The following is a 25,845-nucleotide window of genomic DNA, read 5'->3' on the forward strand; positions in this document are numbered from 1 at the left end:
AGGAGATCGTCGCGGCCAGCACGATGACCACGGCGATGACTGTTTTCAACAGATAACGATAGCTTACGAGGCTGAAAAAAATAAAAAAGATGCTGGTCAGGATGACCAGCATACCAAACAGAAAACCCGCATTGCCGGTGATCGTCACCCCGGGCAGGTTGAAAAGCTTTTGCCAGAGAGGCAGGTTGTAGACCGTTGCCAGCAGGAGCGAGGCCAGCAGGGCAATAAGTGCAGCACTACTCTCTAAGAGAGGTTGTGCCGCAAAAGTTTTGAGGAGTTGGCGTGGAAAGTTGAAATACAGCGAGGACGGTTCGCGCATCATGCTCTTTATTATGGTCTGTAGGGAAATTTTTACTGGACAATGTTCTAATGTCAGCCTGGCTAATGGAGCTTTCCATAGCACAGGCTAGATGAAGAAATTGTGAAGAGGATGTTTGAGGACAAGGGTGATGTGAGAAGGTGCCAGGCTAGTCAGATGGGGACAAGGAAAGACGAGATAATACCTGCTTTTCCGTTATGACATCAGGAGATTCTCCTCATTACTGGCTCTGAGGAAATCTGATCTCGGCAGTAGTCCACTCTCCTTTCGTACTCTCCATGGCAACCGTACCACCATGTAGATCGACAATGCGCTTGACGATAGCCAGACCGAGACCAGCACCTCCATAGGACAGGGAACGGGATTTTTCCACCCGGTAAAACTGGTCAAATACCCGGGGCAGATCTTCGGGTGGGATCCCTGGGCCAGTGTTGCTCACCCGGATTGAAACAACGTCCTCGCTTGCGCCAATTTCCACCCTGATTCGTCCGCCCTCGCAATTGTAGGCCAGCGCATTGTCTAGCAGGTTGATCATTACCCTGCGAATTTTGTCATAATCTCCGGCCAGCTGAACATTGTCAGGCAAACTGGTTTCCAGGCTGACCCGTCGTTCGGCCAGCAGGGGAGCAAAATCATGGATAACTGATCGAATTAACTGAGTCAGATTGAATGCTTCTCTTGCAACAAGCTCCTTCAACTCCAAAGCGGAAAGGTCGAGAAGGGTTTTCACCAAGCGCTCCATACGACAAAGAATAGCATCCTGCTCAACCAATTGCCGCCTTAATGAGTCCGGATAGTCTGACTGGTTCATGGCATTATCCATAAACAGTCGCAGCATGGCTATGGGGGTTTTCAACTCATGGGCGGCACTGGCAATAAACTGTTTCTGCTTCAGAAAAGAATGTTGCAACCGGTCAAACATGTGGTTCAGGGAACTGGACAGCTGGCGGAGTTCATCGTCACTTTTGCCAAGGGGAATTCTTTTGTCCAGGGTTTTACCATTGATTTCTTTGGCCAACTGGTTGATGGTTGCAAGCGGCCTGATGATCCGACCAGCAACCATGTAGCTGATGAAAGCAAGGACCAAGGCGGACAACACCAAACCCAGGAGCAACATAATCGTGAGCTCAAAAAGCTCGTCATGCTGGGCAGTAACCAGCATTGCCAACTGGATTCGGCAACGGTGCCCTTCAAGACGATGTTCTGTCACTCTTACCCTGTAAGGCAACAGCTCACCGTCAGCCAGCACGACATTGGCGGTATATCTTCGTTTATCATGGTGAAGTGGCACCTCCACGTCATCGGCGGCTGGTGATCGATAGATGACGGCATGCTTGTGGTCAACCACCGTGACCCAGACAAGCGGATCAAGGCCGGGGATCACCTCCCCTTCCACAACAGCATGTTGCCCCAAGGCGGCGGCAACCTGTTTCCCTGCCCGTTTCAAACCGGCATCTACCGAGTCGTAGGCAAGCTCCGTCATCTCATGGAGTACAAGAAGAAAGAAGATGAGACTGGCAACCAAACCGGCGCCAACTATCCACAAAGAGATTTTGTAGCGAATTTTCACCCTTTGTCACCCTTGATAACATATCCCACACCACGCACTGTCTGAATGATGGTGCCGTTCAGATCATCCAGTTTACGCCGTAGGTTTTTGATGTGAACATCGATATAGTTTGACATGGTGAAAGGATCAAAATCATCACCCCAAACATGTTCAGCGATACTGAAACGGGAAACCACCCGATTTTTATTATAGAGAAGAAATTCAAGAATCGAGAACTCCTTGGGCGTCAAAGGCACCTCGTGATCCTGATTCCGGACCTCCCGGCTTATGGTATTGAGGATGATCTCGGCCACGGTGAGAACCGGCTGGCTATGGTCACTTGACCGCCTCAACAGGGCCCGGATTCTAGCCATCAGCTCTGCCAGCGAAAAAGGTTTTGCCAGGTAGTCATCCGCTCCCAGATCAAGCCCGCACACCCGCTCACCAATCTCCCCCCTGGCAGTCAGCATGAGCACCGGGGTTTTGATTTCTGCCTGACGGAGCTCTTTGAGAACCTCAAAACCATCCCTTTTAGGCAGCATGATATCCAGAAGGATAAGATCATAGGCATTATCGAAAAGTCTATCAAGAGCTTCCTCGCCATCACCGGCAGTATCAACATGATATTGCTGTCCAGTCAACGATTGCCGCAGCTGCTCCACCAATTGGGGTTCATCATCAACGATCAGAATGCGCATACATTTTCCTGGCTGTTATCTCAAGAGACCAACTCACTTCATCCTCCAGGGGTGGATACCGGCAGCTGCTGGTTGCCGGCAGATGCCTCTAAAAAGCAAATTCCCTGTACCCTGGCATCATCTGGCAGCTTTACAACACCGATCATTTCAGCCAGTTATATCTGTAGCAAGTCTCCGGCAAAATTGAAACCGCTTTGCGATTATTTTTGGCCCATGAAGGCAATGCTTCCCTTTCTTTTGGCAATTGACGGCTACCAACCTTCAGAGGATGTGCTGCAGATGCTCATGCGCCTCCCACCAAAATGTCTATTCGGTCACCCTGCAACATCTTCTTGCCGATCACCATGAGAGAAAACCGCTTCAAATCCTTGGTAACCCATGGTAGGTAGGAACAATCAGCTTCCATAAAAAAGACACTGGCATGCAAACCAAAAACAACTCTCAGAGCATTATGTTCATTATCAACCCCATTGCTGGCCGGGGACGGTGGGAAGAGGTCCAGCAGCAAATCAACGTCATGCTAGGGGGCGGCAACAAAGAGCTTTTTTTTCACGTGAGCCGCTATGCCGGCCATGCGGAGGAATTGAGCCGTGCTTTAGTCGTGGAACAACCGGAGATGATCGTCGCGGTGGGTGGCGACGGGACGGTCAATGAGGTGGTCAACGGCATCGGCTGCAGCGGGATACCGTTGGGGGTCATCCCCCGCGGCTCCGGCAATGGCTTTGCCAGGCACCTGGGCATCCCCACCCGGCTTGACCGGGCACTGGCGATCATCAGGACAGGAACCGCCACCCCGGTGGACATGATAAAGATTAACAATCGCTATATGGTCAATGTTTCGGGGGTTGGTTTTGATGCCCAGATAGCCTGGAAATTCCATCATGGACAGCAGCGGGGGCTGGCTTCCTATATCAAAATTACGGCCGCTGAATTTTTCACCTACCGACCCCAATCCTATACCCTGACCATCGATGGAAAAAAACGCCAAGAATTGGCAATGCTGATCAGCATTGCCAATTCTTCACAATTTGGCAACAACATCCTTATTGCCCCCCGGGCTTCGGTACGCGATGGCCTGCTTGATCTGTGCATTCTTCATCCCTTCCCCCTGTCTGCCGTCCCGGGCCTTTTTTTCTGGCTGCTGCGAAAAAAGATTGATCAGTGTGGCTATCTGGAAACCATCAAGGCAAAGAAGGTGACCATCAGCGGCCATGGCGACCGCTACCATCTTGACGGAGAGGCTGTAGAAAGCAATGGTCTCCTCAAGGCCGAGGTGGTGGAAAAATCCCTGCAGGTGATCATCTCCCCCCACCGGCAGGAGCAGCTATGATCACTTGCCGGCAGAGCGTTTAAAAATGCTCAGATCCTTCATCAGGGTAAGTATAATATTCTGATGGGCAGCCAGAAAGCCCCGCTGGTCCTCCTCCAGCTGATCTTTCCTGGTGGTCACCCTGCTTTGGACAACGCCGGCTTTTTTGAAAGGAATGACAACCTTATAGTCCTCATCCACATAGGCAACCCGGGACCAATCGCCAACCACCGTATACCGGCGCTGTTCACTGCCCAGCAAATTATAGCCCAGGGAATAATCGGATGCCGGGTTTTCCACCCCCAGCAGGGGCAGCAGGGTCGGCACAATATCCAGGTGGCTGGTCATCCGCGCACTGACACTGCCGCCGGTTCCCGGCACCCACACCACCAAAGGCGTCAGGACCTGCTCTTCATGAAACTCCGAATTGTGCCCCCAGCGCCCCTTTTCCATAAACTCCTCACCATGATCACCGACCAAGACAACAATTGTCGTGTCCAGCAGCTGCTCCTTGTCAAGCACATCAAAGATCCGCTGAAACTGGCTGTCCAAATGGCTGCAGGAATTGATATAGCGGTTTTTAATCCGCTGGATATCCTTCTCGAGGGACATGGTGGCATAGTTTAATTCTTGCAGATAGTCCTGGCGGATGGCACTTTCCGGCGGGAAATAATACCGGGCATGGGGTGACTCGAAGAACATAAAGGTAAAAAAGGGCTGCTGCCGATCACGATCTCTGATAAAGGCCAAAAGGTCACCAACATTCTGCCGGTCCCGCTGCCAGCCAGCGCCTTCATGGCATTCATGAAGGACCTCATCCGGTAGCTTCACCAGAACCGTCCGATCAAATTCCGGGTAGGTAAACTTGGCACTGGTATACATGCTGATCTGGTAATTGAGCTGCTGCAGCACATCCATGAAGACCGGCCCCTGGCGGGCGTTGAGGAATGGAAACCAGTAGGGACCATACAGGCCGTAGAACATGCTGAAGATCCCCATGCGGGTACCGTTGCCGCCGCTGTAGTTGCTGGTAAAACGGTGGGCCTGCCGGGCAAATTTCCAGGTAGCAGGCATGATCTCCGGATCCAACATATCGTGACGCCAGGATTCCGCCACCAGCCAAACGATGTTGGGACGCATCCCCTGTTCCCTGACAACCAATGGGTTTCGGGGATACTGAAGGTCCCCATATCCGGCAACCTTGATGGCTTTCTCCCGCTCGACCTGATAGCCCATCTTTTTGGCCAGATGGTAGAAGGTTGCCGGTTGATAAAAGGGAAAGGCGTTGCTGGCCGTCAGCACCGGTCCATACGCCTGCAGTTTACTGATGCCATAGGTAAAACGCTCTCCCACGGTGAAAACAACGAAAACCACTAGCAGGTAGAGATACATTTTTTGCGGCCGGAGTGGCTCGCCGGCCAGGAAGCGTCGACAAACGGCGCTGGTCAGCCAGAGAACGACTGCCTGCAGGGCCAGCATCCCCACAACCAGGGCGGCAATCACCAGAAACGCGTTGCTGCTGCCGCCCATTGACGAAATGCCGCCGGGAGTCGTTACCAGATTCCAGACAAAACCATTAACGTGGAACGCATACAGATCATAGACCATCCGATCGCCAAGGAGCAGCAGTATAGTGCCGCTGACGCTGGTCAGGGCGAGGCAGTTGACAACCCAGAACACCCAGCCGCCCCCATTGTCTTGCCACCGGCTAAGGATGCGATGACACGCCTTGGTAAGGAGCAGTGCCGGCAGGAGATAGATAAAACCATAGGAGCTGTAGACGGCAATGATATAGAGAATCGTCCTCACATCCGTGCCGGAGAGAGTGATGTGTCGCAGGTATCCCGAGCACACCGTCAAAATCATGAGATAGGAAAGAAATAAATAATGGTTGAGGAGACGTCGATGCCTGATATAGTTCATAAAGTAAAGCCGCCGAGTTCAAAAGGTTCTCAACCCATCATAGCTGGCTGATGAGCTTTGCGTGCCCCACGCCTGCAGCAGACGCTGCACAGTCGGTGAGCGAACGCGAGGGGGGGGGTGAGCTACAAAAGCATATAGCTGTTTGTTGATGAAGAAATGGTGAAGGTATAGGCAGGAAGGCACTCTATGGCTGGTGGATCAGTCATGTTGCAGAGTGGTCTGGCGGCTGATAGCTTTGCATCGGCATGAAAAAGCCTGCAGGGAAACTTCCCTGCAGGCCAGTAATAGCATCTGATTGCTGAAAAATCTTACCGCATCTTAAAACACATAGGTAAACTTGAACCAGTGGCTGCTGCCCTCGCTCTTGTTCCGGGCCCCCATCTCCCACTGGCTGCGCAGGGAAAAAAACATATTCTGATAATTGTACCAGATTCCCGGACCCACAGCGAACACCTCACTGTGGTTTTCTTCATCATCGGCAAGCAATGCCTGCACCTCAGACGGAACACCGCTGTCTGGATCATAGTCATCGTCGGTGAGTTGGCGGTAGTAGTAGCCGCTTACCCCCAGGCGCCACTGGGGGCTGAAACCGTAGGACAGACTGTAGTCGCAGTGGAACTCCTGTCCCGGTTTACGATCCACTTCAAAACCATAGGCGGTGGGGCAATCATCCTGTCGGCTGCTGATATCAACCATAAACTTGGCCGACAACTCCCACTGATTGTAGAGCCAGGTGGCCGCGACCACCGGTTCGAAGGTCCAGTAGTTGCGCCCGACACCGGCGAGGTTGCCGTCATCCTGGCCGGTGGGAATATAGATATCCGCCAGAGAAACCGCCACGTGCAGTTTCCCCTCCAGCAGATGATAACCCAGCAGCAACGGGCTGTAGATCAGGTAGGGAACCCCCCGGTCACTATAGCTGGTCTTATGCTTCGGCCCCACCGGGGCGGTAAAATCCAGATCAACGTCAAGAAAGGGAATAAACAAATGCTGACCATACGTTCCCCCCAGAAAAGTTGATTTGCTGATCCAGATAAAGCGTAAAACATCAGCCTTGACCGTAATCTCATCAAACACCGGCTGATCATCGCCATCATCGTCCATCAGCTGGCTGGCATGGTAGTAGTTGACATAGTTAACAAAATAGCCACCGGGCGGGGGCACCATGCCAACCATAAAAGCCTCGGCGCCATTGGGATAGGCAGCACTGCCGCCAGCCCCGGATTGGCTTGCTGTTAATCCAAGCAGCCCGCATATCACCAAGGACAGAACCATCCCCTGCAGCAGGTAACGTCGCTTCATGGCACTGCTCCTTCCCCCAAAGGGTTTATGACCATTTACCGGTTTTTTTGGCATCTGCAGCCGGCAGCGAATCCAGTGAAGATTTGAGTGCATCGCTAAAGTCTTCTTCAGGAATTTCATAATTGCTCAATTTGCCGCTCAGATACGCATCGTAGCCGGACAGGTCCAGCAGTCCGTGGCCACTGTAGTTGAAAAGGATCACCTTTTCCTTCCCCTCCTCCTTCGCCTTCAGGGCTTCCCGGATTACCGCCGCCACAGCGTGGCTGGTTTCCGGGGCACAGATGGGCCCTTCCGTCCGAGCCCACTGCACCGCCGCCGCATAACATTCGAGCTGGGGAATGCTGGCCGCTTTAATCAGGCCCTCGACGGCCGCTTGGCTCACCAGCGGCGCCATGCCATGATAACGAAGGCCACCAGCATGCAGGGGGGGCGGCACAAAGGTATGGCCAAGGGTAAACATGGGCAGCAGGGGAGTCATGCCGGAGGCATCGCCAAAATCGTAAGCAAAGGGAGCTTTGGTCATTGTCGGACAGGATTGGGGCTCCGTAGGGATAATCTCGATATCGGCACCGTTGATCTTATCGCAGACAAAGGGAAATGCCAACCCGGCAAAGTTACTGCCCCCGCCGGCACAGCCAATCACCACATCCGGCTTCTTGATGCCCACCTTGGCCAGCTGTTTTTTTGCCTCAAGACCAATGATTGACTGGTGCAGCATCACGTGATTGAGAACGCTGCCCAGGGAATAACGGGTTTTGCCGGTCGGATCGGTCACCGCAGCCTCAATGGCCTCACTGATAGCCATTCCCAGGCTGCCCGGGGTATCGGGATATTGTTCAAGAAATTTTCTGCCGATCGCCGTTTCACTGCTGGGGCTGGCGACACATTTGCCGCCCCAGGTTTGCATGAGAATCTTGCGATACGGTTTCTGGTCATAACTGATACGAACCATAAACACCTTGCATTCAAGTCCCACCAGTGCGCAGGCAAAACTCAAGGCACTGCCCCACTGGCCGGCACCGGTTTCCGTGGTCAGCCGTTCGATGCCAAACTGTTTATTATACCAGGCCTGGGGCAACGCTGAGTTTGGTTTATGGCTGCCGGCCGGCGAAACACTTTCGTCCTTGTAGTAGATTTTTGCCGGGGTTCCCAGGAACTGCTCCAAATTCAGCGCCCGCCGCAATGGAGAAGGACGCCAGCGAGCCATCATTCCCAGCAGCTCCTCCGGGATATCAATCCAGCGTTCCTGGCTGAACTCCTGTTCCACCAGATTCATGGGAAAAACCGGCGCCAGCATCTCCGGCGTTACAACAGTTCCGTCGGGAGCAACCGGCGGTTGCATGGGGGTAGGTAAATCAGCAGCCAAGTTATACCACTGCCGGGGCATCTCATCTTCAGTCAAATAAATTTTTCTCGTTTCCATCGTCATATCCCCAATGTTACAAAGATTAATACCTGCCACAGCAGGTGAATGAACCCCCTCCACCTGCCCCTTTCTATAACAAAAAAACGTCGATTCACCAACCTTTTATCGCCATTCTTCAAAACAGCAGCCCATCTCCGACGGTGCAGATAAAAAGAGTGCTGCCAAGCCCGCTGGCAACACTCTCAGAGTACCATATCATTTCTGTCGTTTCGGGTTCTGCGGCACAATCCCCCCGCTAGAGAACCGCTACCGCCTCCCTGGCCAAGGCGATAAAGCTTTGGGGGAAAATACCAATCAGAAGAATGGCCAGCACCAGGATGACGCCCAACAATCGCGCCGGCATGCCCAGCACCACTGTTGTCTGTTGTTCACCATCCTGCGAATAGGCAGCCCGCACCATCTTCAAGTAATAGAAAGCTGAGATGGCGGCATTCACCATTGCCAGAATAACCAGGGCGTACATCCCCTTGTCAATCGCTGCGGTAAACAGCACAAATTTGCCGGTAAAACCCACGGTTGGCGGAATCCCTGCCATACCAAAAGCACCGGCGGCAAGGGTAAAGGCCAGCAGAGGAGATTTCCGGTGCAACCCCTTCAGATCGGCAAAGGTGACATTCTCCCCCGTCGGCGCCAGATGATAAATAACATAAAAGCAGGCCAGATTCATGATTACATAGCCGGCAATGTAGTAAATGGCCGACGACATGCCCAGTTCACCAACGCTGAGAATGCCGACCATGACATAACCGGCATGGGCGATGCTGGAATAGGCCAGCAGCCTCTTCAAGTCATCCTGCACAAGGGCTGAAAGGTTGCCGACGGTCATGGACAGGACTGCAACGGTGGCCAGGATCCAGGTAAACTGTCCCACCTCCACCCCAGTCAGGACCACCAGGCGGATAAGCAGGGCAACTGCCCCTACCTTCGGCAGGGTAGCGACAAAGGTTGTTGTTTCGTTGGCTGCGCCCTCATAGACATCAGGGGTCCAGAAATGCATGGGAAAGAGAGCCAGTTTGTAGAAAAAACCGCACATCATCATCACCATGCCGATGACCGCCAGAGGCTGCTCAAGAAGCAGCGAAGGGATAACCCGGCTCAATTCGGACAGGTAGGTGCTGTGGGCAAAACCGAACACATAACTCATGCCAAAGAGAGTCAGGCCGGTGGAAACGGCACCAAACAGGACATACTTGATGCCCGCTTCCATCTGTACCCTAAAGCCATTGTGCCGCCGGAAAGGGATGACCACATAGAGGGCATACGATGAGATCTCCAGACTGATAAGAATGGTCAACAGTTCAACGGCACTACTCAGAAACACCAGCCCAAGGGTGCTGACGGTCAGAAAAAGATAGTATTCCGGCTTGATCCGCGCCTCAATCCCGGTCAATCCGGGCCCCATGAAGACCACCAGCAGCAGGCCGCCGGTAATCAGCACCTTAAAGGTCTGGGAAAAGGCATCCACCCGATAGGCATCGAAAAACATCAGGCCCTGCTGACTGAAGGAAAGCACCGCGGCAACCACCGCCAGGGCGGCGAAAATCAGCGCCAGCCCCTGCACACTGCCGGTCTTGATGTTGCTGCCCAAGGAGGCAAAAAACAACACCAAAATCATCGCTATTAAAGCCAGTTCAGGAAGAAACAGTGATATCTGCATAGAGTGTTCCCGCTACCTCTGTTAAAAAACCGCCAGATTCTTGACCCAGGTGCCCACCTGCAACAGCCAGGCGTGATGATCATGGTGGCTCGGCAGATGATGTGACCCGGACTGGATCTGATGCAGTAAATGGCCGACGCTGGTATCCATGATCTTCAGCAACGGCGTTGGATGCAAACCGATCCAGAAGACAAAAACAGCCAGGAAAAGTAATGTAACGATCTCCCTGCCATTGAGATCGGCAAGGGCGTGATGGCCGCCACCTTCTCCATGATCATCATGATGGCCATGGCCATCGGAGTCCGCCCAGACCATTTTCTGAAACAGGCGCAGCATATAAGCGGCCGCCAGAATTGCCCCGGGAATCGCCAGTGCCCCCACCAGTTTATACTTGGTAAATGCGCCAACCAGAACCAGTAGTTCACCGACAAAGCTGTTGGTTCCGGGGAACGCGAACGAAGAAAGGGTAAAAATGCCCAGAAAGGTAACATAGATGGGCATCACCATCCCCAAGGCAGCATTATCCTTGATTTCCCGGCTATGGGTCCGTTCGTAGATAATGCCAATGCAGATAAAGAGGGCACCGGTAGTTATCCCGTGATTGATCATCTGCAGCATGGCACCCTTTATGCCTTGGTCATTGAGGAGAAAGATTCCCAAAGTGACAAACCCCATGTGTCCGACACTGGAATAGGCAATCAGTTTCTTGATATCACTCTGCCCCAGGGCCAGGTAGCCGCCGAAAATAATTGACATGATCGACAGGGCCAGCAGGTAGGGCATGCAGGTCATGGTGGCAGCCGGAGCCATGGGCAGGCAGAAGCGCAGAAACCCGTAGCCGCCCATTTTCAATAAGATACTGGCCAGAATCACACTTCCTGCTGTCGGCGCTTCAACGTGGGCAGCCGGCAGCCAGGTATGGAGAGGAAACATGGGAATTTTGATGGCAAAAGCCAGAGCGCAGGCAAGAAAAACCCACATCTGGTACTGATAGGAATACTGGTGGGCCATCAGCTCGGGGATGAAAAAGGTGCCGGTCTTGATATACAGGGCAATAATGGCCACCAGCAGAAAAATACTGCCGGTCAGCGTATAAAGGAAAAACTTGATGGAAGCATAATCCTTGCGCGGCCCCCCCCAAACGGCAATCAGCAGATACATGGGGATTAGCATCGCCTCCCAGAAAATATAGAACATGACCGTATTGAGGCAGATGAAAACACCGATCATGGCGGCTTCCATAATCAGCACCACAAAGACAAACTCCTTAAACCGCTCCTTGATGTAGCTCCAGGAGCAGAGGATACAGAGCGGCATCACCAAGGTGGTGAGCAATACCAATAGCACACTGATGCCATCAACTCCCACCTCATAGTTCAGATGCAGGGCTGGAAACCAGTGATAGACCTCGGCAAACTGGAACTTTGCCGTATGCAGGTCAAAATGACCGTACAAAGGCAGGGAAACCACTGCGGTAAGCAAGGTCACCAGCAAGCCCCAGCTTTTCAGGATGCCATCGCCGCCCAGGAACAGGGTAATCAACGCCCCTACCAGAGGAATGAGCAGAATTGCCGATAAAATCGGGTAGCTTAAAGTATTTGCAATCAGATACTGTTCCATAGACAACCGCGGTTGCAAAAATGATAGGGTTAGATCAGGACAATAATGATCAAAATAAGAAACAGGGCCACCACCGCGCCACCGATGTAATGCTGCACCTTGCCGGTCTGCAATGTCCTGAGTTCATCAGCGCCCTTGACCACCCCTTTGGCTGAACCATCCAACACCCAATCGATCCCTTCCCAGTCAAACCAGGACATGGCCCGAGCGACGGCCAGGGTGAAACGCATGCCAACGGTTCGATACACCTCGCCAATCCAATCGTTGGCAATACTGATTGGTTTGGATGCCACCCACATGAAGACCAATGCCCCTTTACGGTAAAACCAGTCCAGATCAAGATTGCTTTTGGGCTCCGGTTTCAGTTTTTTGACCATGAGGAAAAAACCAAGGCCGGTAAAACCAAGAATCTGGAAGGTTTCCGATAGATGGTAAGCACTGTAGGGATGGTAGTGGACCTCAAAAGGCAGCATGTTATAGAGATAATCAGGATAAAAACCGAGAAAAATACACATGAATGCAGCAATGGCCATTCCAAGCTGCATATTCCAGGGAACCTCCTTGGCCTTCACCCCGGAATCCTTACCGAACCAAATGAAGTAGGGCAGTTTGATACCCACCGACAAAAAGGTGCCAACCGCCGCCAAGGTCAGCATCAGCAACAGACCCAAGCGGTGGTGCTCGCCGGCGGCAGCAATAATCATTGATTTACTGATAAACCCGCTGGTCAACGGAAAGCCGGAGATGGAAATGCCGCCGATCACTGTAAAAATCAAACTGATAGGCATATACTTGTACAGCCCCCCCAGCTCATTCAGCTTTGACTTGCCGGTCATCTCCAGCACCGCCCCAGCCCCCATGAAGAGCAACGCCTTATAGAGGATATGAGCATAGGCGTGGGCACAGGCACCGTTGATGGCCATCGCCGTACCAATGCCAACGCCGCAGACCATATAGCCAACCTGGCTGACAATATGGTAAGCCAGAATCCGCCGGGCATCGTTTTCAATCACAGCATACCCAACCCCATAGAGGGTCATGATTGCTCCGAGAATGGCCAAGGCTTCAAAACCAGGGAATCCCCTGGCAAGAACATACACCGCCGTTTTCGTGGTAAAGGCACACATATAGACAGCCCCGGTCACCGTTGCTTCAGGGTAGGCATCCGGCAGCCAGGCGTGAATCGGCGGCACCGCTGCATTGAGCATGAAGCCGATCATGATTAGATAGTCGGCCAGGGTCGCCCCGTCGGCGGCAATCTGGCCAAAACTCAGATCATGGACATTCTGGTAACGGAGAAAGATGCCAGCCAACAGAACCAGACCGCCAGCCGTATGGACCAGAAGGTAGCGGTAGCCGGCCTCGATGGATTTGGTTCTTTTGCGATACCAGACCAGGAAGGTGGAGGCAAAAGCCATCATTTCCCAAAAGATAAACAGCGTCAGGTAATCCCCCGCCAGAGTCACGCCGAGGGAACCGGCCACATAGAGAAAGGCCGCCATATGCTGGCCACTCTCCTTCACCTGCAGCCCATAGACACTGCCGATAACCGCCATCAGGGTAAACACATGGAGAAAGACGTAGGTCAGCTTATCCACGCGGCCAAAGATCAGTTCGAAGCCCATAAAGTGGCAGACCCCGAATGATTCCGGCAGAAAACGGATCTGGTAGAAGGCCAGCAGGGGCACGACCAGCAGCAGGATCTTCTGCAGCTTGAAGCGTTGGGCAACCGGCAGCAGCATGGCCCCGAGGATAAAAAAGGTGGCTGGATGGAGAAAAATCGTCTCACTCATCATAGTAATCTTCACCCTTCATCAGCCAGACATGGGACAATCCCTTGCAGATGACAATCATCCCAAGACAGCCGCCGATACCAAACAGCGACCAGAAACCAATAACGCTGTCACCCCAGAAATGGGGGTGATGCCGGGCGGCCAAAAAATCAAAGACCACGGCGAAGGCCAGAAAAGCAAAAAACAACCACTTCATCACCGTTGCATGGTCCCGCAGGTAGCCGATCAATTGTGCAATCATGCGCCCACCATTACGTGAATGATTTTCAGAAAAAGATCCGGATAGATACCGAAGAGGACCGACAGAATCGAGGTAATGCACAAGGGAATCACCATGAACATGATCAATGGTGAGGCCTCCAGCGAGGCGGTCTGCCCTTCATCGGCCGGCAAAGGTTTGCCGTAAAAGGACTGGAGAAAGACCGGCACAAAATAGCCGGCATTCAGCAGGCTGCTGACCAAAAGGACCACCAGGATGATGATATTATGGATATCCATGGCTCCCAGGGCCAGAAACCACTTGGAAACAAAGCCGCTTACCGGCGGTGCGCCGATCATGCTCAGCGAGGCAATACCAAAGGCAATCATGGTCAACGGCATGCGATGGCCTAGACCGCCCATCTCCTTAATATCCTTCTTTCCCGAAGCGACAAAGATAGCCCCGGCACAGAAAAAGAGGGTTATTTTAGAAAAAGCATGGTTGGCAATATGGATCAGCCCGCCGGTTACCCCGTTGGGGGTCAGCATGGCTACACCGAGAATAATGTAGGAAAGCTGGCTGATGGTCGAATAAGCAAGCCGGGCTTTCAGATTGGTTTTGGTCAACGCTATAACCGACGCAGTCACAATGGTGAACGAGACAAAATAGGCCGTAAAGATGCCCAGATGGTACTGGGCCAGCAGCTGGGTGCCAAAAATGGAGAGCATCACCCGACAGGTGGAAAAAACCCCGACCTTGACCACCACCACCGCATGGAGCAGAGCGCTGACCGGGGTGGGAGCCACCATCGCCGAAGGCAGCCAGTTGTGCAGCGGCATGATCCCGGCCTTGGCAAAACCGAACAGGCACAGCAGGTAGGAGATGGTTACCAGCACCCGGTTGGCTCCATGGGGGAAAATCCCATTGACAATATCACCGGCGGCAAAATCCAGGGTGCCGCACTGGATATAGATGAGAATCATCGCCGGGAGCAGAAAAGCCTTGGAGGTAAACATCAGATAGGTAATGTACTTCCTGGCCCCTTCATACCCCTCGGCATCCTGATGATGGGCAACCAGTGGGTAGGTGAAGATGGAAACAATCTCGTAGAACAGATAGAGGGTAAACAGGTTGCCGGCAAAAGCGGCCCCCATGGCCCCGCCCACTGATACGGCATAGCAGACGTAAAAGCGGGTCTGGGCGTGTTCATGCAGACCGCGCATGTACCCGACACAGTAGAAACCGGCCAAAATCCATAGGAAGGATGCCGTCCCGGCGAACAGGATACCCAAGCCGTCCAGATGAAACTTGACCGTAACACCTGGATAGAGGGTAAACAGGGTATATTCATACGCCCCGCCAGCCAGAATATGGGGCAGGAGATTGACCACCGAGAGAAACGTCAGCACAGCACCGATAATGGACCAGGATTCCCGCACATTGGGCTTCTTTCCCGAGGCCATAATGAGCAATGCTGAAACCAGCGGTATAACGGTGGTCAACAGAATCTTATTGGTGATGATTGTTTCCATACATTTTCCTGCGCCGTTAACGTTCCTGGCCGGTTAACTGATCATCCATGTAAATCACACACTTCATCCGGATCGGCAGTGTGGTATTTACGGTACACTGCCAGAATGATACTCACGGCAATGGCCGCTTCCGCGGCGGCAATACCCATGATAAACAGGGTAAAGACTTGTCCCACTGCCGGATTGGGAGCGAGAAAACGGTTGAATGCCATAAAGTTCAAACCGGCACCATTCAGAATCAACTCGGTGGAAATCAACATGCCGATAAACGTCCGATGCTGCAACATGCCGTAGAGTCCCAGAATCAACAAAAACAGGGCGACCACCAGATAGGTGTTGAGATTACCGCTCAGCCACATCAGAAATGCTCCTCCCTTCCTCCACGGGCGAGAACAATCGCGCCAACAATCGCGGTCAGCAGAACCACGGAAATCAGCTCGAAAGCCAGACAATACTGGTACAGTAGGCTTTCTCCCAGATAGGCCAGAGAATAGTCGCCGCTCTTAACCATCGCCGGCACCCAGACGGTCCGACTCAAGGCCACCAGCAGCAGCAGAAAGGCCGTAACGGCTGCCGACAGGGCGAGCACCAGGTTCTTGCCGCCAACCTGACCGGCCTGCAGCTGGGCCGGGGTATAACCCACCATGATCCCGAAAACGATCATGATGCAAACAGCCCCGATATAGATCAGAATCTGCATCATGGCCAGGAAAGGACTGCCCAGGTAGAAGTAGAGCCCGGCAACCCCCAGCAGTGAAACAGCCAGGCCAAGCACGGCATGCATCAGGATGCCGGAACGCACCGCCAGCAGACCACCGATGAACGTCAGCAGGATGAAAGCAAAAAACAAGGCTTCGGCAAGGTACTGGTAGAGAATCATCCCCTCTCCTCCAGCCGTTTCAGCAGATCATAATGGAACTCTTCACGGGTAAAACCACAAATATTATAATCCATGGAATACTCGATTGCCCCCTTAGGACAGGTTTCTACGCAGGTTCCGCAGAGACTGCATTTGGTGAAATCCAGCCTGAAAACAGTCAGGGTTTTCTTCTTCTCCCCCTCTTTTTTCTCCCCCTCGATGGTGAAACAGTTGGAAGGGCAGGCCCGGCCGCACATCCCGCAGACGATGCACAACGGCCCGCCGGTCTCAGGATCCTTGACCAGCTCAACATGGCCGCGGTAGTTGGGGGTAATCGTCAGCTTTTCACGGGGATAATGAACGGTCACCTCGGGCAGAAAGCAGGTTCTCAGGGTAACACCCAGCCCAACAAGCAGACTCTTGCCGCCAACATAGAGATCTTTGAAATAGCCGCCGTTTCTCATAATAGCTTGACCAGCACCGCGGTAACCAGCAGGTTCACGAGGGCAAAGGGGATCAGATACTTCCAGCAGAAATTCATCAGCTGATCGAAGCGGGTACGGGGATAGGTCCAGCGCACCCAGACCATGAAAATCATCAAACCATACGCCTTGATAAAAAACCAGATGGCGCTGCTGTACTCGCCGAAAGGCAGCGGAATGCCGTGCCAGCCGCCGAAAAACAGGGTGGTGGCAATGGAACAGACGACAAACATATTGGCATATTCAGCCAACATGAAAAGACTGAAGCCCATGCCGCTGTATTCCGTATGGTAGCCGGCGGTCAACTCGCTCTCGGCCTCCGGCAGATCAAAAGGGGCCCGGTTGGTCTCCGCAAAAGCGGCAATGATGTAGATCAAAAAGGCAACCGGCTGCACCAGAAAGAACCATATCTTATTCTGGGCAGCAACAATTCCCTGCATGCTGAAGGTATTGGTCATCAGAATGACCGCCAGCAGCGACAGCAGCATGGGAATCTCATAGGAAATATTCTGGGCCACCGACCGCATGGCGCCGAACAGAGAATATTTGTTATTGGATCCCCAACCGGCCATCAGAATAGCCATCACATTCAGGGAGGAAATGGCTAGAATAAACACCAGACCAATATCAAAATCCCGCGCCTGGAGCTTGGGGCTGAAGGGAATAACCATCAACGGCAGAACCACCGGCACAAAGGACAGCAACGGCGCCAGACGGAAGAGAAAGCGGTCGGCTTCCATGGGAATCAGCAGCTGTTTGCCAATCAACTTCAAACCGTCAATAAGCAACTGCAGAATGCCGTAAGGTCCCACCTCGTACAGACCGGGGCGACGCTGGATGCGGGCGGAAATCTTGCGCTCCAGATACCCCATAACCATGGCATTCAGAAAGACAAAGGCGATGACCAGCACTACCGCGATCACCATGCGCAACACTATCGGATTTCCAGCCGTTTCCATAGAGTCTACCTGTCGATCTCGGGTATAACCAGGTCTAGGCTGCCCATGGCGGTTACCAGGTCGGAAAGCAGCATTCCCCGGCACAATTCCGGCAGTACACTGAGATTGGAATAGGAAGGCACCCTGATCTTCAGGCGATAAGGAACCTCAGAACCATCACTCACCAGATAATAGGCCAGCGCCCCCCGGGCTGTCTCAACGGAAAAATTGCAGTCGCCGGTTGGCAGCTTGAGCTTCTTGGGCACTTTGCCGAGATAGGGTCCGTCAGGCAGCTTATCCAGCGCCTGCTCGATAATTCTTAAGCTCTGTTCCAGTTCCCTGAAACGCACCAGAAAACGGTCAAGGGCATCGCCATGGTCACCCAGAGGGATCTCAAAATCAAACTCGGGGTAGACCGAGTAGGGCTCACATTTTCTGATATCATAAGGGATGCCGGAACCGCGGGCCACCGGCCCCGTGGCCCCGTAGCGGCGACACATGTCGGCATCGATGATCCCGATCCCCTCCATCCGCTTGAGAAAGATAATATTGCCGTTCACCAGCTTTTCATACATGCTGAAGCGGCTGCGCAGCCGCTTGATAAATGCCCGAACCCGGCTGATGAAGGTATCATCAATATCCTTGCAGACTCCGCCAACCCGAAAATAACAGTAGGTCAGCCGGGAACCGGTGATGTCCTCGAGGGCATCAAGAATCTGCTCCCGGTCATCAAACGTGTAGAGGATCGGCGTAAAAGCACCAAGGTCCAGCAGCAAAGCACCGAACCAGATGAGATGACTGGCTATGCGGCTCAGCTCAGAAGTGATAACCCGGATATATTCGGCCCTTAAAGGCACCTCAACCCCGGCCAGGCGCTCGATAAGAGCCACATAACCGTGGTTGTACGGCAGAGCTCCGGCATAATCCATCCGACCGGTATTGGGCAGAAAGCCGGGCCAGCTGCGGCCTTCAGCCATCTTCTCCTGCATCCGGTGGCCGTAGCCGAGAACCGGCTCCGGCTCAACGATATACTCGCCATCCATCTCCAGAATAACCCTGAGAACGCCATGGGTACTGGGATGCTGCGGCCCCATATTGAGGAAAAAACGATGCTCTTGCTGGATGTTTTTCGTTTCCGGCATGGGATCTCTCAACTCTTCTCCGGATCGGGATTACTGGTTTCAGACTCTGCAGCTTCCCCCGGCTCAGGGGCCGTCTGCCAACTGACGGCCGAACGGTCTTTCACCTTCCCCTCGGCTTTCAGCAGCGGCTTCAGATCGGCATCCTCTTCCGCCAGGATCAACGGTTTGAGATAGGGATGGTCGCGGAAAACTACGCCATAAAAATCCCTGGTTTCCCGCTCATGCCAGTTGGCCCCCTGAAAAATATCGGCAATGGTCGGTACGGAACCGTCCGCATCAACGGTCAACCGGGCAACTACCCGCGACGGCGCGGCAAAATGGGCAAACTGGTAGATAATCTCGATGGCCGGCTCGACGTGAACGGCAGACACGAACACCAGATAATACTTGAGATCCAGCATCACCCGGGCAAAACCACGCAAACCGGCCTGCTCCAGCGATACTTCGCAATGATAACCACGCTGCTGAAAATCGACCTCCTGGGCGGTTGCCGGCAGGTCGCGAAGCGCGTTGGCAAACTGTTCAGTTTGGTGCATCGGACACTTTCCTCTGCGGGAACGGATGCCGTACCCCGGTAATCTTCTCCTGCAGTTTGAGAATCCCTTCCAGCAAACCTTCCGGCCGTGGTGGACAGCCGGGAACATAGACATCCACCGGGATCAGCCGGTCAACCCCCTCAATAACGTTATAATTCTCCTCAACGGCGAACGGACCGCCTGAGATGGCGCAGTTGCCCATGGCAATGACGTACTTGGGCGCCGGCATCTGCTCATAAAGGGTCATCACCACCGGAGCCATCTTCTTATTCACCGTACCGGCGACAATCATCAGGTCAGACTGGCGGGGCGAAGGTCGAAACACTTCTGAACCATAACGGGCAATATCAAAACGGGCCATTCCCAGACCCATCATCTCAATGGCGCAGCAGGCCAGACCAAAAGTCATGGGCCAAAGGGAATTCGCCCGGCAAATATCGAGAACTTTCTCGATAATCGGCGCTCTGACCACCGGCCCCGGATCATTCTCGATCAGATCCCCCGGTGTGCCACGACGGTTCCGCTCCCGCAATTCAGCAGCGTAGGAATGGATTCTCAGAACATCTCTTTTTTCTTCGGCCACACAAACACTCCTTTTGCCCAGGCATAAATAACCGCCAGGGAGAGGATGCTAATAAAAACCACAAATTCAATGACGCCCCGCAGGCTGTCCACCCGATCAAAAGCGGTGGCCACCGGGAAAAGGTAGAGGATATCGACATCAAAGGCAAGAAAGATCAACGCGTAGAGGTAATAGGAGACGCCAAAACGGATATCCCAGGCTGAGCCATAGGGATCCATGCCGCATTCGTAGGCCTGCAGGGTTTTCTTATTAGTGAGACGGGGACGGAGGACGTTGGAGATGACGAAGATACTGAAGGCGACGATAAAGCCCACCAGCAGAAAGAGGAAGACATAGGTAAAATCGACTAGATATTTTTCGCTCATCGATTGCCCCCCCTTATCGGAAGTTACAAAAATGCGCCAGCAGTGTTAAATTCTGACCTCCAGCTGGCTATTTTTAAAACATACGATCAAAAAACGGATTAGTACATAGCTGAAGAGAAAAACATTGTCAAGGAATTTATTGAAACTTCTCGTTTTCTTGAAAAAGCTTTTAGTATTAACTACTTGAAATGATGAGTTAAACGGTTATAAAAATTCATATAAAATACTGAATACAAAAAATACATCGTGCAAAACAATATTTTCCGCAGGTTACCATCCACCTACCATAACGCTTTCATAACTGGCTTTGATTTGAGTAAAAAATCACCTGCGATCCATCAACAAATTATAATCCGGCAATTATAAACCCTTTCCAGTCTCTCCATGCATCAATTCTGCCAGTTTGCTGTGACGATTTCGTGAAACTTAGCGCAAAATATAATAGTCTGTTTTGATACCATTTTATAAAATGATTGCCCGTTCATTGTTTGCCAGCCAAAAAAAAACAGGCCCTTGCGGGCCTGTTTTCCATCCAACACATTTCCTGGTCGACTACTGTCCCATGAGATATTCATGCATTGCCGCTGCCGCCTTTTTCCCGGCACCCATGGCCATGATGACGGTGGCGGCTCCGGTAACGATATCACCGCCGGCAAACACTCCCTTACGACTCGTCTGGCCGGTTTCCTCATCAGCATTGATATTGCCCCAGCGGCTCAATTCAAGCCCGGGGGTAGTATTGGGAATCAAAGGATTGGGGCCATTGCCGATGGATACCACAACCGTATCGACATCAATAATAAATTCCGAGCCTTCTACCGGCACCGGACGACGGCGGCCTGATTCGTCCGGCTCACCAAGCGCCATCCTGACACACTCAACTCCGGTAACCCAACCCTGGTCATTACCGATAATCCGGACCGGGTTGGCCAACAGGGCAAATTCCACCCCCTCCTGCTCAGCATGATGGATCTCTTCATTGCGGGCCGGCATCTCTTCCATTGACCGGCGATAGACAATGTAGGATTTTTCCGCCCCCAAGCGCAGGGCTGTCCGGGAGGCATCCATGGCCACATTGCCGCCGCCGAACACTGCCACCCGCTTTCCCTTGACCACCGGCGTGTCATATTCGGGAAAAAGATAGGCTTTCATCAGGTTCGAACGGGTCAGATACTCGTTGGCGGAATAAACACCATTGAGATTCTCACCGGGAAGATTCATGAACACGGGCAGACCGGCACCCGTACCGACAAAGACGGCATCATATTGTTCCAGGAGCTCATCCACCGTATCCAGCATGCCAACCACAAAGTTTTCCACCAGTTTGATCCCCAGCCCCTTGAGATAGTCAACTTCAGCCTGGACAATGGCTTTCGGCAAACGAAATTCAGGAATTCCATAGACCAGTACGCCCCCTGGTTTGTGCAGGGCCTCAAAAACGGTCACCTCATGGCCGAGTTTAATAAGATCGCCGGCACAGGTCAAACCGGCCGGGCCGCTACCGACAATCGCTACTTTCTTGCCCGTTGCCGGGGCAATTGCCGGCATGGTAACCGCCCCCTGATTCCGTTCATAATCAGCGGCAAAGCGTTCAAGTCGGCCAATTGCCACCGGCTCACCCTTTTTGCCCACCACACACTTGGACTCACACTGGCTTTCCTGTGGACAGACACGACCGCAGACCGCCGGCAGGGCATTGGTTTCCTTGAGTTTACGGGCCGCACCGACAAAATCTCCACCGGCAATAAGGCCGATAAACTCAGGAATTTTCACGTTGACGGGACAACCCTCAACACATTTCGGCTTTTTGCACTGCAGGCAGCGGCTGGCCTCCAGCATGGCCATTTCTGGGGAGTAGCCATAAGGAACTTCCTCGAAATTGCGGGCTCTGACTTTTGCCTCCTGCTCCGGCATTGGCTGCCGGGGAATTTTCTTCTTCTGCTCAGCACTCATGAAAGACCTCCATTATCGCAGCCACATCCGCAGTCACACCCCTGCTGTTTTTGCCGAAAAAGCTCCAGTGAAGCCTTCTCCTGCTCCGGATAAATCCGCTGCCGGGTCATTAATTCATCAAAATCAACCTGATGGCCATCAAACTCTGGACCATCGACACAAACAAAACGGGTTTTGCCGCCCACGGTTACCCGACAGGCCCCACACATACCGGTGGCATCCACCATTATCGGGTTCAGACTGACAAAGGTTTTCACTCCAAAGGGCTCGGAGGTCTTGGCCACAAACTTCATCATGATCGGCGGACCGATGCCAATGACCAGGTTGATATCCCCCTGATCACGATCTTTTTCCAACAGTTCCTGCTCCACTGCCGTTACCAGACCATGACGGCCATAAGAGCCATCATCGGTGGTAATATAGAGTTCATCGCTGACGGCCCGCATCTTGTCTTCCCAAAACAGCAGATCCTTGGTCCTGGCACCCATAACCATAATAACTTTATTGCCATGCTTTTTCAGCTCTTTGGCAATATTATGGACCGGTGCAATACCTATCCCGCCGGCGACACAGAGGACGGTGCCATAATCATCCATATGGGTCGGCTTCCCCAGTGGACCGATAAAATCGAGAATCTCGTCGCCGACCTCCAACTGTCCCAGCATGGCAGTACTCTTCCCCACCTCCTGGAACACCAGCGTGACCAACCCTTTTTCAGGGTCGGTGTCGGCAATCGTCAAAGGTATACGTTCCCCCTGTTCGCTGCAGCGCAAGACGATAAACTGACCGCCTTTAGCCTTGGCGGCAATCTTAGGCGCTTCAATCTGCATCATTTTAACGGCCGGTTCTCGCGAATACTCGGCTTTTGCCACAATTCTGTTCACAACCTGCTCCTTTCAAAACCACCAACGAATAAGCTTGCTAATATTTGCACAAAGTGCCCTTGTTTAATACAAAAGCCTTGAAGTGTCAAGGGGTTTTTTACGCAAGTGAACGGGCACTACTTGAGTCTGAAAGAGGGCACTAGCAGGTAGGCAAATAAAGCAGTCCGACAAAAGCATGATGCTCACATGAACAGGAGCATTATGCATCCTTGGACGAACACAGCATTCCTTGGGCAACTGCGGTACCGTTAATCAACAACTGGCGAAATTCTGCGACCGAAACCGGCGGACTGAAGAAGTAGCCCTGCACCAGTCGAACCCCGCGATGGCGTAGAAAAGCAAGCTGCAGTTCGTTTTCGACGCCCTCAGCCACAACTTCCAGCTGCAAACTCTTAGCCATGGCAATAATTGCCTCAACCAACGCCCGGTTATTGCTGTCGTCCTCCAAGTCACGGGTAAAGCTGCGATCTATTTTTAACACTTGCAGGGGAAAACGTTTCAAATAACTCAGCGATGAGTAACCCGTGCCAAAATCATCGACAGCGAGGCGGATTCCGCGATCATAAAGTGATTGCAAGGATGCCATCGGCTTATGGGTGTCTTCGAGAATCAGGCTTTCCGTTATTTCCAGTTCCAGCAGGTGGTGGGGCAAGCCGCTAACACGAAGCGCCTGGTCAACAGCGGCCAAGAGGGTGCCGGCGTGAAATTGCTGTGAAGAGATGTTCACAGCGACATGCACCGACTCTGAAGTCAGGAACTGCCATTGACTGGCTTCTTTGCATGCCATCTCAAGAACCCAGGTGCCGATGCTTTCAATAAACCCCATATCCTCAGCCAGGGGAATAAACTTGTCCGGTGGGACATGCCCCAATTCCGGGTTGTGCCAGCGCAACAGTGCTTCGGCGCCTGCGATGGTCCCGTTGACAATATCGATCTTCGGCTGAAAAACCAGGCTCATTTCGTTGTTGTCGAGGGCATGACGCAAATGGTCTGCAACCAGCATGCGTTCTTCAGATGCTTTACGCATCTCGCGCGAGAAAAATTGATAGTTGCCGGGACCATCATCTTTGGCATGATACATGGCCATATCAGCGTACTGCATGAGCTGATCAACAGCTTCACCGTCATCAGGATAGATACTGATGCCGATACTAACCGAGGTGTAGACTTCACGGGAATCAATCACAAACGGCTGTTTAAATATATTAATAAGTTTCAGGGCAACCACCTCCGCATGGCTGGTCTGCTCCAAGCCCTCCAATAAAATGGTGAATTCATCACCACCGGACCGCACGGGGGTATCACTTTGCCGCAGGACAGTACGCAGGCGCTCCGCCGTTTGTTTCAGAACCTCATCACCGGTATCATGGCCAAGCGTATCATTGATGTGCTTGAAGTTATCCAGATCCATGAACAGTAGACCCACCTTCTGTTTCTGCCGATTGGCACGGATGAATGCTCTTTTTATGTGGGTCTGCATGTAATGCCGGTTGAGCAAGCCGGTCAGCTGATCGAAATTGGCCTGGTAAAGGAGTTTCTCTTCCCACTCACTACGTTCGGTGACGTCCTGTACGGTCGCCACTAAAATGGGTGGAGAGTCCTGGATCGAGAGCTGTAATCTGGCTTCCACAGGATAGAGACTACCATCTTTCCGACGGTTTCTGCCTTTATAGAGTACTGTTTCCTGCTGGCCACTACGCAAAGGCTGGATGAGTTCATCAAAGGTATTGCGGTCAAGATCGGCAAAGATATCAAGGAGGTGAATGGCGGCAAACTCATCCTGGAGATAGCCAAGATTCTGGATCGCACCCATATTGACCTGCAGACATACCAGGGTATTGGCATCGGCAACGTAGATTTCGTTCGAGCTGTCGTTAAGAATCCGCCCCAGACGATTATTCAATTTGGCTCTTTCCTGCTCAAGGTCTTCCACCAACGCTCGGTTTTCATAGCGTAGCCGCAGCGATACCATAAGGTTGTCATTAAATTCGTTGCTGAACTTGAGAAAAAACAGTGCCAGAATGGCAACCAGAACACTGATCCCCTGGTGCAAATGATCACCGATCATTGCTGTTTTATAAATTACCGGCATGATAAGGGTCATCAGGTAGATGAAAAAAGAAAAAAAATCCGGCAGCATGATCAGCGAGCCTGCCGTAATGCCAAGAGGAAACATGATTGCCAACATCAAGTAGTAGACCGCTTGTTGGGGGAAAAAAAGCAGGGGAAGACTGCCAACGGTCAGCCCGGTAGCCAGAATTCCCAAACGAAATCGCCATAACCAACTGGATAATTGGTCGGTACGCACCGGGTCTTTGGTATAACGCTCCTTCAGGAACCAGCGTCCGGCCATTACCAAACACAGGACCGCATACCAGACCAGAAACGATTGCCACGGATACTGGTTTGACTGGACGACGAGATAAACCGCGCAGATCGCCAGGAGAGACAGGATGGCGCTCTTTGACCTGGCATAGAGCATATCTACCCGGTCGATCAGGATTCTTTGTTCAATGGTATCGTGCTTCTTGTTGGCCATTTTTTATGGGTGATAAAGCAGCTTTTTGGATACATGTTAATGATGGCTGCTCTCTCAGAACTCCATGTTGCTGACTTGAACTACCAGACACGTTGACCATAGCATAACGGCCAAGATGCGCAGATGGCAACAGACAAAGAATGAGGCGCACCATAAGCACGCCTCATCCATGGAGGTTGCAAGGGAGCAAGAAAGCTAATTTTTCATATCTTCATTTTTGATTTGACTCAATGTGTC

The 25,845-nt window shown here is 52.5% G+C and carries 23 protein-coding genes; 1 reads left to right on the plus strand and 22 read right to left on the minus strand.

Features of this window, described 5'->3' with window-relative positions:
• From JXO50_00050 to JXO50_00060, 3 genes are all read right to left on the minus strand, one after another.
• On the minus strand, nt 1–322 hold a 322-nt coding region (locus JXO50_00050), incomplete at its 3' end, for a hypothetical protein (GenBank protein MBN2331477.1).
• 217 nt (nt 323–539) lie between these two features.
• Nucleotides 540–1,889: a HAMP domain-containing histidine kinase gene (locus JXO50_00055; protein MBN2331478.1), complete on the minus strand. Its 1,350-nt coding sequence runs from the start codon at nt 1,887–1,889 to the stop codon at nt 540–542.
• Nucleotides 1,886–2,566, minus strand: a complete 681-nt coding sequence (locus JXO50_00060; protein ID MBN2331479.1) for a response regulator transcription factor — start codon at nt 2,564–2,566, stop codon at nt 1,886–1,888. The genes JXO50_00055 and JXO50_00060 overlap by 4 nt, the downstream gene beginning before the upstream one ends.
• 421 nt (nt 2,567–2,987) lie before the next feature.
• On the opposite strand from JXO50_00060, the gene JXO50_00065 reads away from it, so the two are divergent.
• Nucleotides 2,988–3,896, plus strand: coding sequence for a diacylglycerol kinase family lipid kinase (locus JXO50_00065; protein MBN2331480.1), 909 nt, complete (start codon nt 2,988–2,990; stop codon nt 3,894–3,896).
• On the opposite strand, the gene JXO50_00070 is transcribed toward JXO50_00065, so the two are convergent.
• The 19 genes from JXO50_00070 to JXO50_00160 all read right to left on the minus strand — a co-directional run bounded on the left by JXO50_00070 (nt 3,897) and on the right by JXO50_00160 (nt 25,608).
• Nucleotides 3,897–5,798 carry a sulfatase-like hydrolase/transferase gene (locus JXO50_00070; GenBank protein MBN2331481.1) on the minus strand — a complete coding sequence of 634 codons (1,902 nt, stop codon included), beginning with the start codon at nt 5,796–5,798 and terminating at the stop codon, nt 3,897–3,899.
• A 318-nt stretch (nt 5,799–6,116) separates the two neighbouring features.
• Complete coding sequence (locus JXO50_00075; GenBank protein MBN2331482.1) at nt 6,117–7,100, minus strand: transporter; 984 nt, start codon at nt 7,098–7,100, stop codon at nt 6,117–6,119.
• A 25-nt stretch (nt 7,101–7,125) separates the two neighbouring features.
• On the minus strand, nt 7,126–8,529 hold the full coding sequence (locus tag JXO50_00080; GenBank protein ID MBN2331483.1) for a TrpB-like pyridoxal phosphate-dependent enzyme: 1,404 nt from the start codon (nt 8,527–8,529) through the stop codon (nt 7,126–7,128).
• Between the two features lie 232 nt (nt 8,530–8,761).
• On the minus strand, nt 8,762–10,183 hold the full coding sequence (locus JXO50_00085) for an NADH-quinone oxidoreductase subunit N (GenBank protein MBN2331484.1): 1,422 nt from the start codon (nt 10,181–10,183) through the stop codon (nt 8,762–8,764).
• A gap of 21 nt (nt 10,184–10,204) precedes the next feature.
• Nucleotides 10,205–11,803, minus strand: coding sequence for an NADH-quinone oxidoreductase subunit M (locus JXO50_00090; GenBank protein MBN2331485.1), 1,599 nt, complete (start codon nt 11,801–11,803; stop codon nt 10,205–10,207).
• Between the two features lie 29 nt (nt 11,804–11,832).
• On the minus strand, nt 11,833–13,596 hold the full coding sequence (locus tag JXO50_00095) for a Na(+)/H(+) antiporter subunit D (protein ID MBN2331486.1): 1,764 nt from the start codon (nt 13,594–13,596) through the stop codon (nt 11,833–11,835).
• A complete protein-coding gene (locus tag JXO50_00100) occupies nt 13,589–13,837 on the minus strand; it encodes a hypothetical protein (protein ID MBN2331487.1) in 249 nt (82 codons plus the stop codon). The genes JXO50_00095 and JXO50_00100 overlap by 8 nt, the downstream gene beginning before the upstream one ends.
• Entirely contained in the window at nt 13,834–15,327 is a 1,494-nt protein-coding gene (locus tag JXO50_00105) for a monovalent cation/H+ antiporter subunit D family protein (GenBank protein ID MBN2331488.1), read from the minus strand. The genes JXO50_00100 and JXO50_00105 overlap by 4 nt, the downstream gene beginning before the upstream one ends.
• Nucleotides 15,328–15,368: 41 nt before the next feature.
• On the minus strand, nt 15,369–15,686 hold the full coding sequence (gene nuoK, locus JXO50_00110; GenBank protein MBN2331489.1) for an NADH-quinone oxidoreductase subunit NuoK: 318 nt from the start codon (nt 15,684–15,686) through the stop codon (nt 15,369–15,371).
• Nucleotides 15,686–16,207 carry an NADH-quinone oxidoreductase subunit J gene (locus tag JXO50_00115; protein ID MBN2331490.1) on the minus strand — a complete coding sequence of 174 codons (522 nt, stop codon included), beginning with the start codon at nt 16,205–16,207 and terminating at the stop codon, nt 15,686–15,688. Before JXO50_00115 ends, nuoK begins: the two co-directional genes overlap by 1 nt.
• Nucleotides 16,204–16,650, minus strand: a complete 447-nt coding sequence (locus JXO50_00120; GenBank protein ID MBN2331491.1) for a 4Fe-4S dicluster domain-containing protein — start codon at nt 16,648–16,650, stop codon at nt 16,204–16,206. Before JXO50_00120 ends, JXO50_00115 begins: the two co-directional genes overlap by 4 nt.
• Nucleotides 16,647–17,627: an NADH-quinone oxidoreductase subunit NuoH gene (gene nuoH, locus JXO50_00125; protein ID MBN2331492.1), complete on the minus strand. Its 981-nt coding sequence runs from the start codon at nt 17,625–17,627 to the stop codon at nt 16,647–16,649. Before nuoH ends, JXO50_00120 begins: the two co-directional genes overlap by 4 nt.
• 5 nt (nt 17,628–17,632) lie before the next feature.
• The gene (locus JXO50_00130) at nt 17,633–18,748 is read right to left on the minus strand and encodes an NADH-quinone oxidoreductase subunit D (GenBank protein ID MBN2331493.1); all 1,116 of its coding nucleotides are present in this window, start codon (nt 18,746–18,748) and stop codon (nt 17,633–17,635) included.
• 8 nt (nt 18,749–18,756) lie between these two features.
• The gene (locus JXO50_00135; GenBank protein ID MBN2331494.1) at nt 18,757–19,284 is read right to left on the minus strand and encodes an NADH-quinone oxidoreductase subunit C; all 528 of its coding nucleotides are present in this window, start codon (nt 19,282–19,284) and stop codon (nt 18,757–18,759) included.
• On the minus strand, nt 19,271–19,780 hold the full coding sequence (locus JXO50_00140) for an NADH-quinone oxidoreductase subunit B (GenBank protein ID MBN2331495.1): 510 nt from the start codon (nt 19,778–19,780) through the stop codon (nt 19,271–19,273). The genes JXO50_00135 and JXO50_00140 overlap by 14 nt, the downstream gene beginning before the upstream one ends.
• Nucleotides 19,781–19,839: 59 nt before the next feature.
• Nucleotides 19,840–20,232, minus strand: coding sequence for an NADH-quinone oxidoreductase subunit A (locus JXO50_00145; protein MBN2331496.1), 393 nt, complete (start codon nt 20,230–20,232; stop codon nt 19,840–19,842).
• A gap of 552 nt (nt 20,233–20,784) precedes the next feature.
• Nucleotides 20,785–22,185, minus strand: a complete 1,401-nt coding sequence (gene gltA / locus JXO50_00150; GenBank protein MBN2331497.1) for an NADPH-dependent glutamate synthase — start codon at nt 22,183–22,185, stop codon at nt 20,785–20,787.
• A complete protein-coding gene (locus JXO50_00155; protein MBN2331498.1) occupies nt 22,182–23,069 on the minus strand; it encodes a sulfide/dihydroorotate dehydrogenase-like FAD/NAD-binding protein in 888 nt (295 codons plus the stop codon). Before JXO50_00155 ends, gltA begins: the two co-directional genes overlap by 4 nt.
• 199 nt (nt 23,070–23,268) lie before the next feature.
• Complete coding sequence (locus tag JXO50_00160) at nt 23,269–25,608, minus strand: EAL domain-containing protein (GenBank protein ID MBN2331499.1); 2,340 nt, start codon at nt 25,606–25,608, stop codon at nt 23,269–23,271.
• Nucleotides 25,609–25,845 lie beyond the last annotated feature (237 nt).

The organism is Candidatus Anaeroferrophillus wilburensis (genome assembly GCA_016934315.1).
Classification (GTDB): domain Bacteria; phylum Desulfobacterota; class Anaeroferrophillalia; order Anaeroferrophillales; family Anaeroferrophillaceae; genus Anaeroferrophillus; species Anaeroferrophillus wilburensis.

Excerpts from the sequence above, each read along its gene's own strand:
- JXO50_00145 (MBN2331496.1), bottom strand. The coding sequence starts at position 20,232 with ATGAGCGAAAAATATCTAGTCGATTTTACCTATGTCTTCCTCTTTCTG.
- JXO50_00070 (MBN2331481.1), bottom strand. The coding sequence starts at position 5,798 with ATGAACTATATCAGGCATCGACGTCTCCTCAACCATTATTTATTTCTT.
- JXO50_00100 (MBN2331487.1), bottom strand. The coding sequence starts at position 13,837 with ATGATTGCACAATTGATCGGCTACCTGCGGGACCATGCAACGGTGATG.
- JXO50_00090 (MBN2331485.1), bottom strand. The coding sequence starts at position 11,803 with ATGGAACAGTATCTGATTGCAAATACTTTAAGCTACCCGATTTTATCG.
- gltA (MBN2331497.1), bottom strand. The coding sequence starts at position 22,185 with ATGAGTGCTGAGCAGAAGAAGAAAATTCCCCGGCAGCCAATGCCGGAG.
- nuoH (MBN2331492.1), bottom strand. The coding sequence starts at position 17,627 with ATGGAAACGGCTGGAAATCCGATAGTGTTGCGCATGGTGATCGCGGTA.
- JXO50_00065 (MBN2331480.1), top strand. The coding sequence starts at position 2,988 with ATGCAAACCAAAAACAACTCTCAGAGCATTATGTTCATTATCAACCCC.
- nuoK (MBN2331489.1), bottom strand. The coding sequence starts at position 15,686 with ATGTGGCTGAGCGGTAATCTCAACACCTATCTGGTGGTCGCCCTGTTT.
- JXO50_00080 (MBN2331483.1), bottom strand. The coding sequence starts at position 8,529 with ATGACGATGGAAACGAGAAAAATTTATTTGACTGAAGATGAGATGCCC.
- JXO50_00130 (MBN2331493.1), bottom strand. The coding sequence starts at position 18,748 with ATGCCGGAAACGAAAAACATCCAGCAAGAGCATCGTTTTTTCCTCAAT.
- JXO50_00160 (MBN2331499.1), bottom strand. The coding sequence starts at position 25,608 with ATGGCCAACAAGAAGCACGATACCATTGAACAAAGAATCCTGATCGAC.
- JXO50_00120 (MBN2331491.1), bottom strand. The coding sequence starts at position 16,650 with ATGAGAAACGGCGGCTATTTCAAAGATCTCTATGTTGGCGGCAAGAGT.
- JXO50_00095 (MBN2331486.1), bottom strand. The coding sequence starts at position 13,596 with ATGAGTGAGACGATTTTTCTCCATCCAGCCACCTTTTTTATCCTCGGG.
- JXO50_00115 (MBN2331490.1), bottom strand. The coding sequence starts at position 16,207 with ATGATTCTCTACCAGTACCTTGCCGAAGCCTTGTTTTTTGCTTTCATC.
- JXO50_00075 (MBN2331482.1), bottom strand. The coding sequence starts at position 7,100 with ATGAAGCGACGTTACCTGCTGCAGGGGATGGTTCTGTCCTTGGTGATA.
- JXO50_00085 (MBN2331484.1), bottom strand. The coding sequence starts at position 10,183 with ATGCAGATATCACTGTTTCTTCCTGAACTGGCTTTAATAGCGATGATT.
- JXO50_00060 (MBN2331479.1), bottom strand. The coding sequence starts at position 2,566 with ATGCGCATTCTGATCGTTGATGATGAACCCCAATTGGTGGAGCAGCTG.
- JXO50_00105 (MBN2331488.1), bottom strand. The coding sequence starts at position 15,327 with ATGGAAACAATCATCACCAATAAGATTCTGTTGACCACCGTTATACCG.
- JXO50_00135 (MBN2331494.1), bottom strand. The coding sequence starts at position 19,284 with ATGCACCAAACTGAACAGTTTGCCAACGCGCTTCGCGACCTGCCGGCA.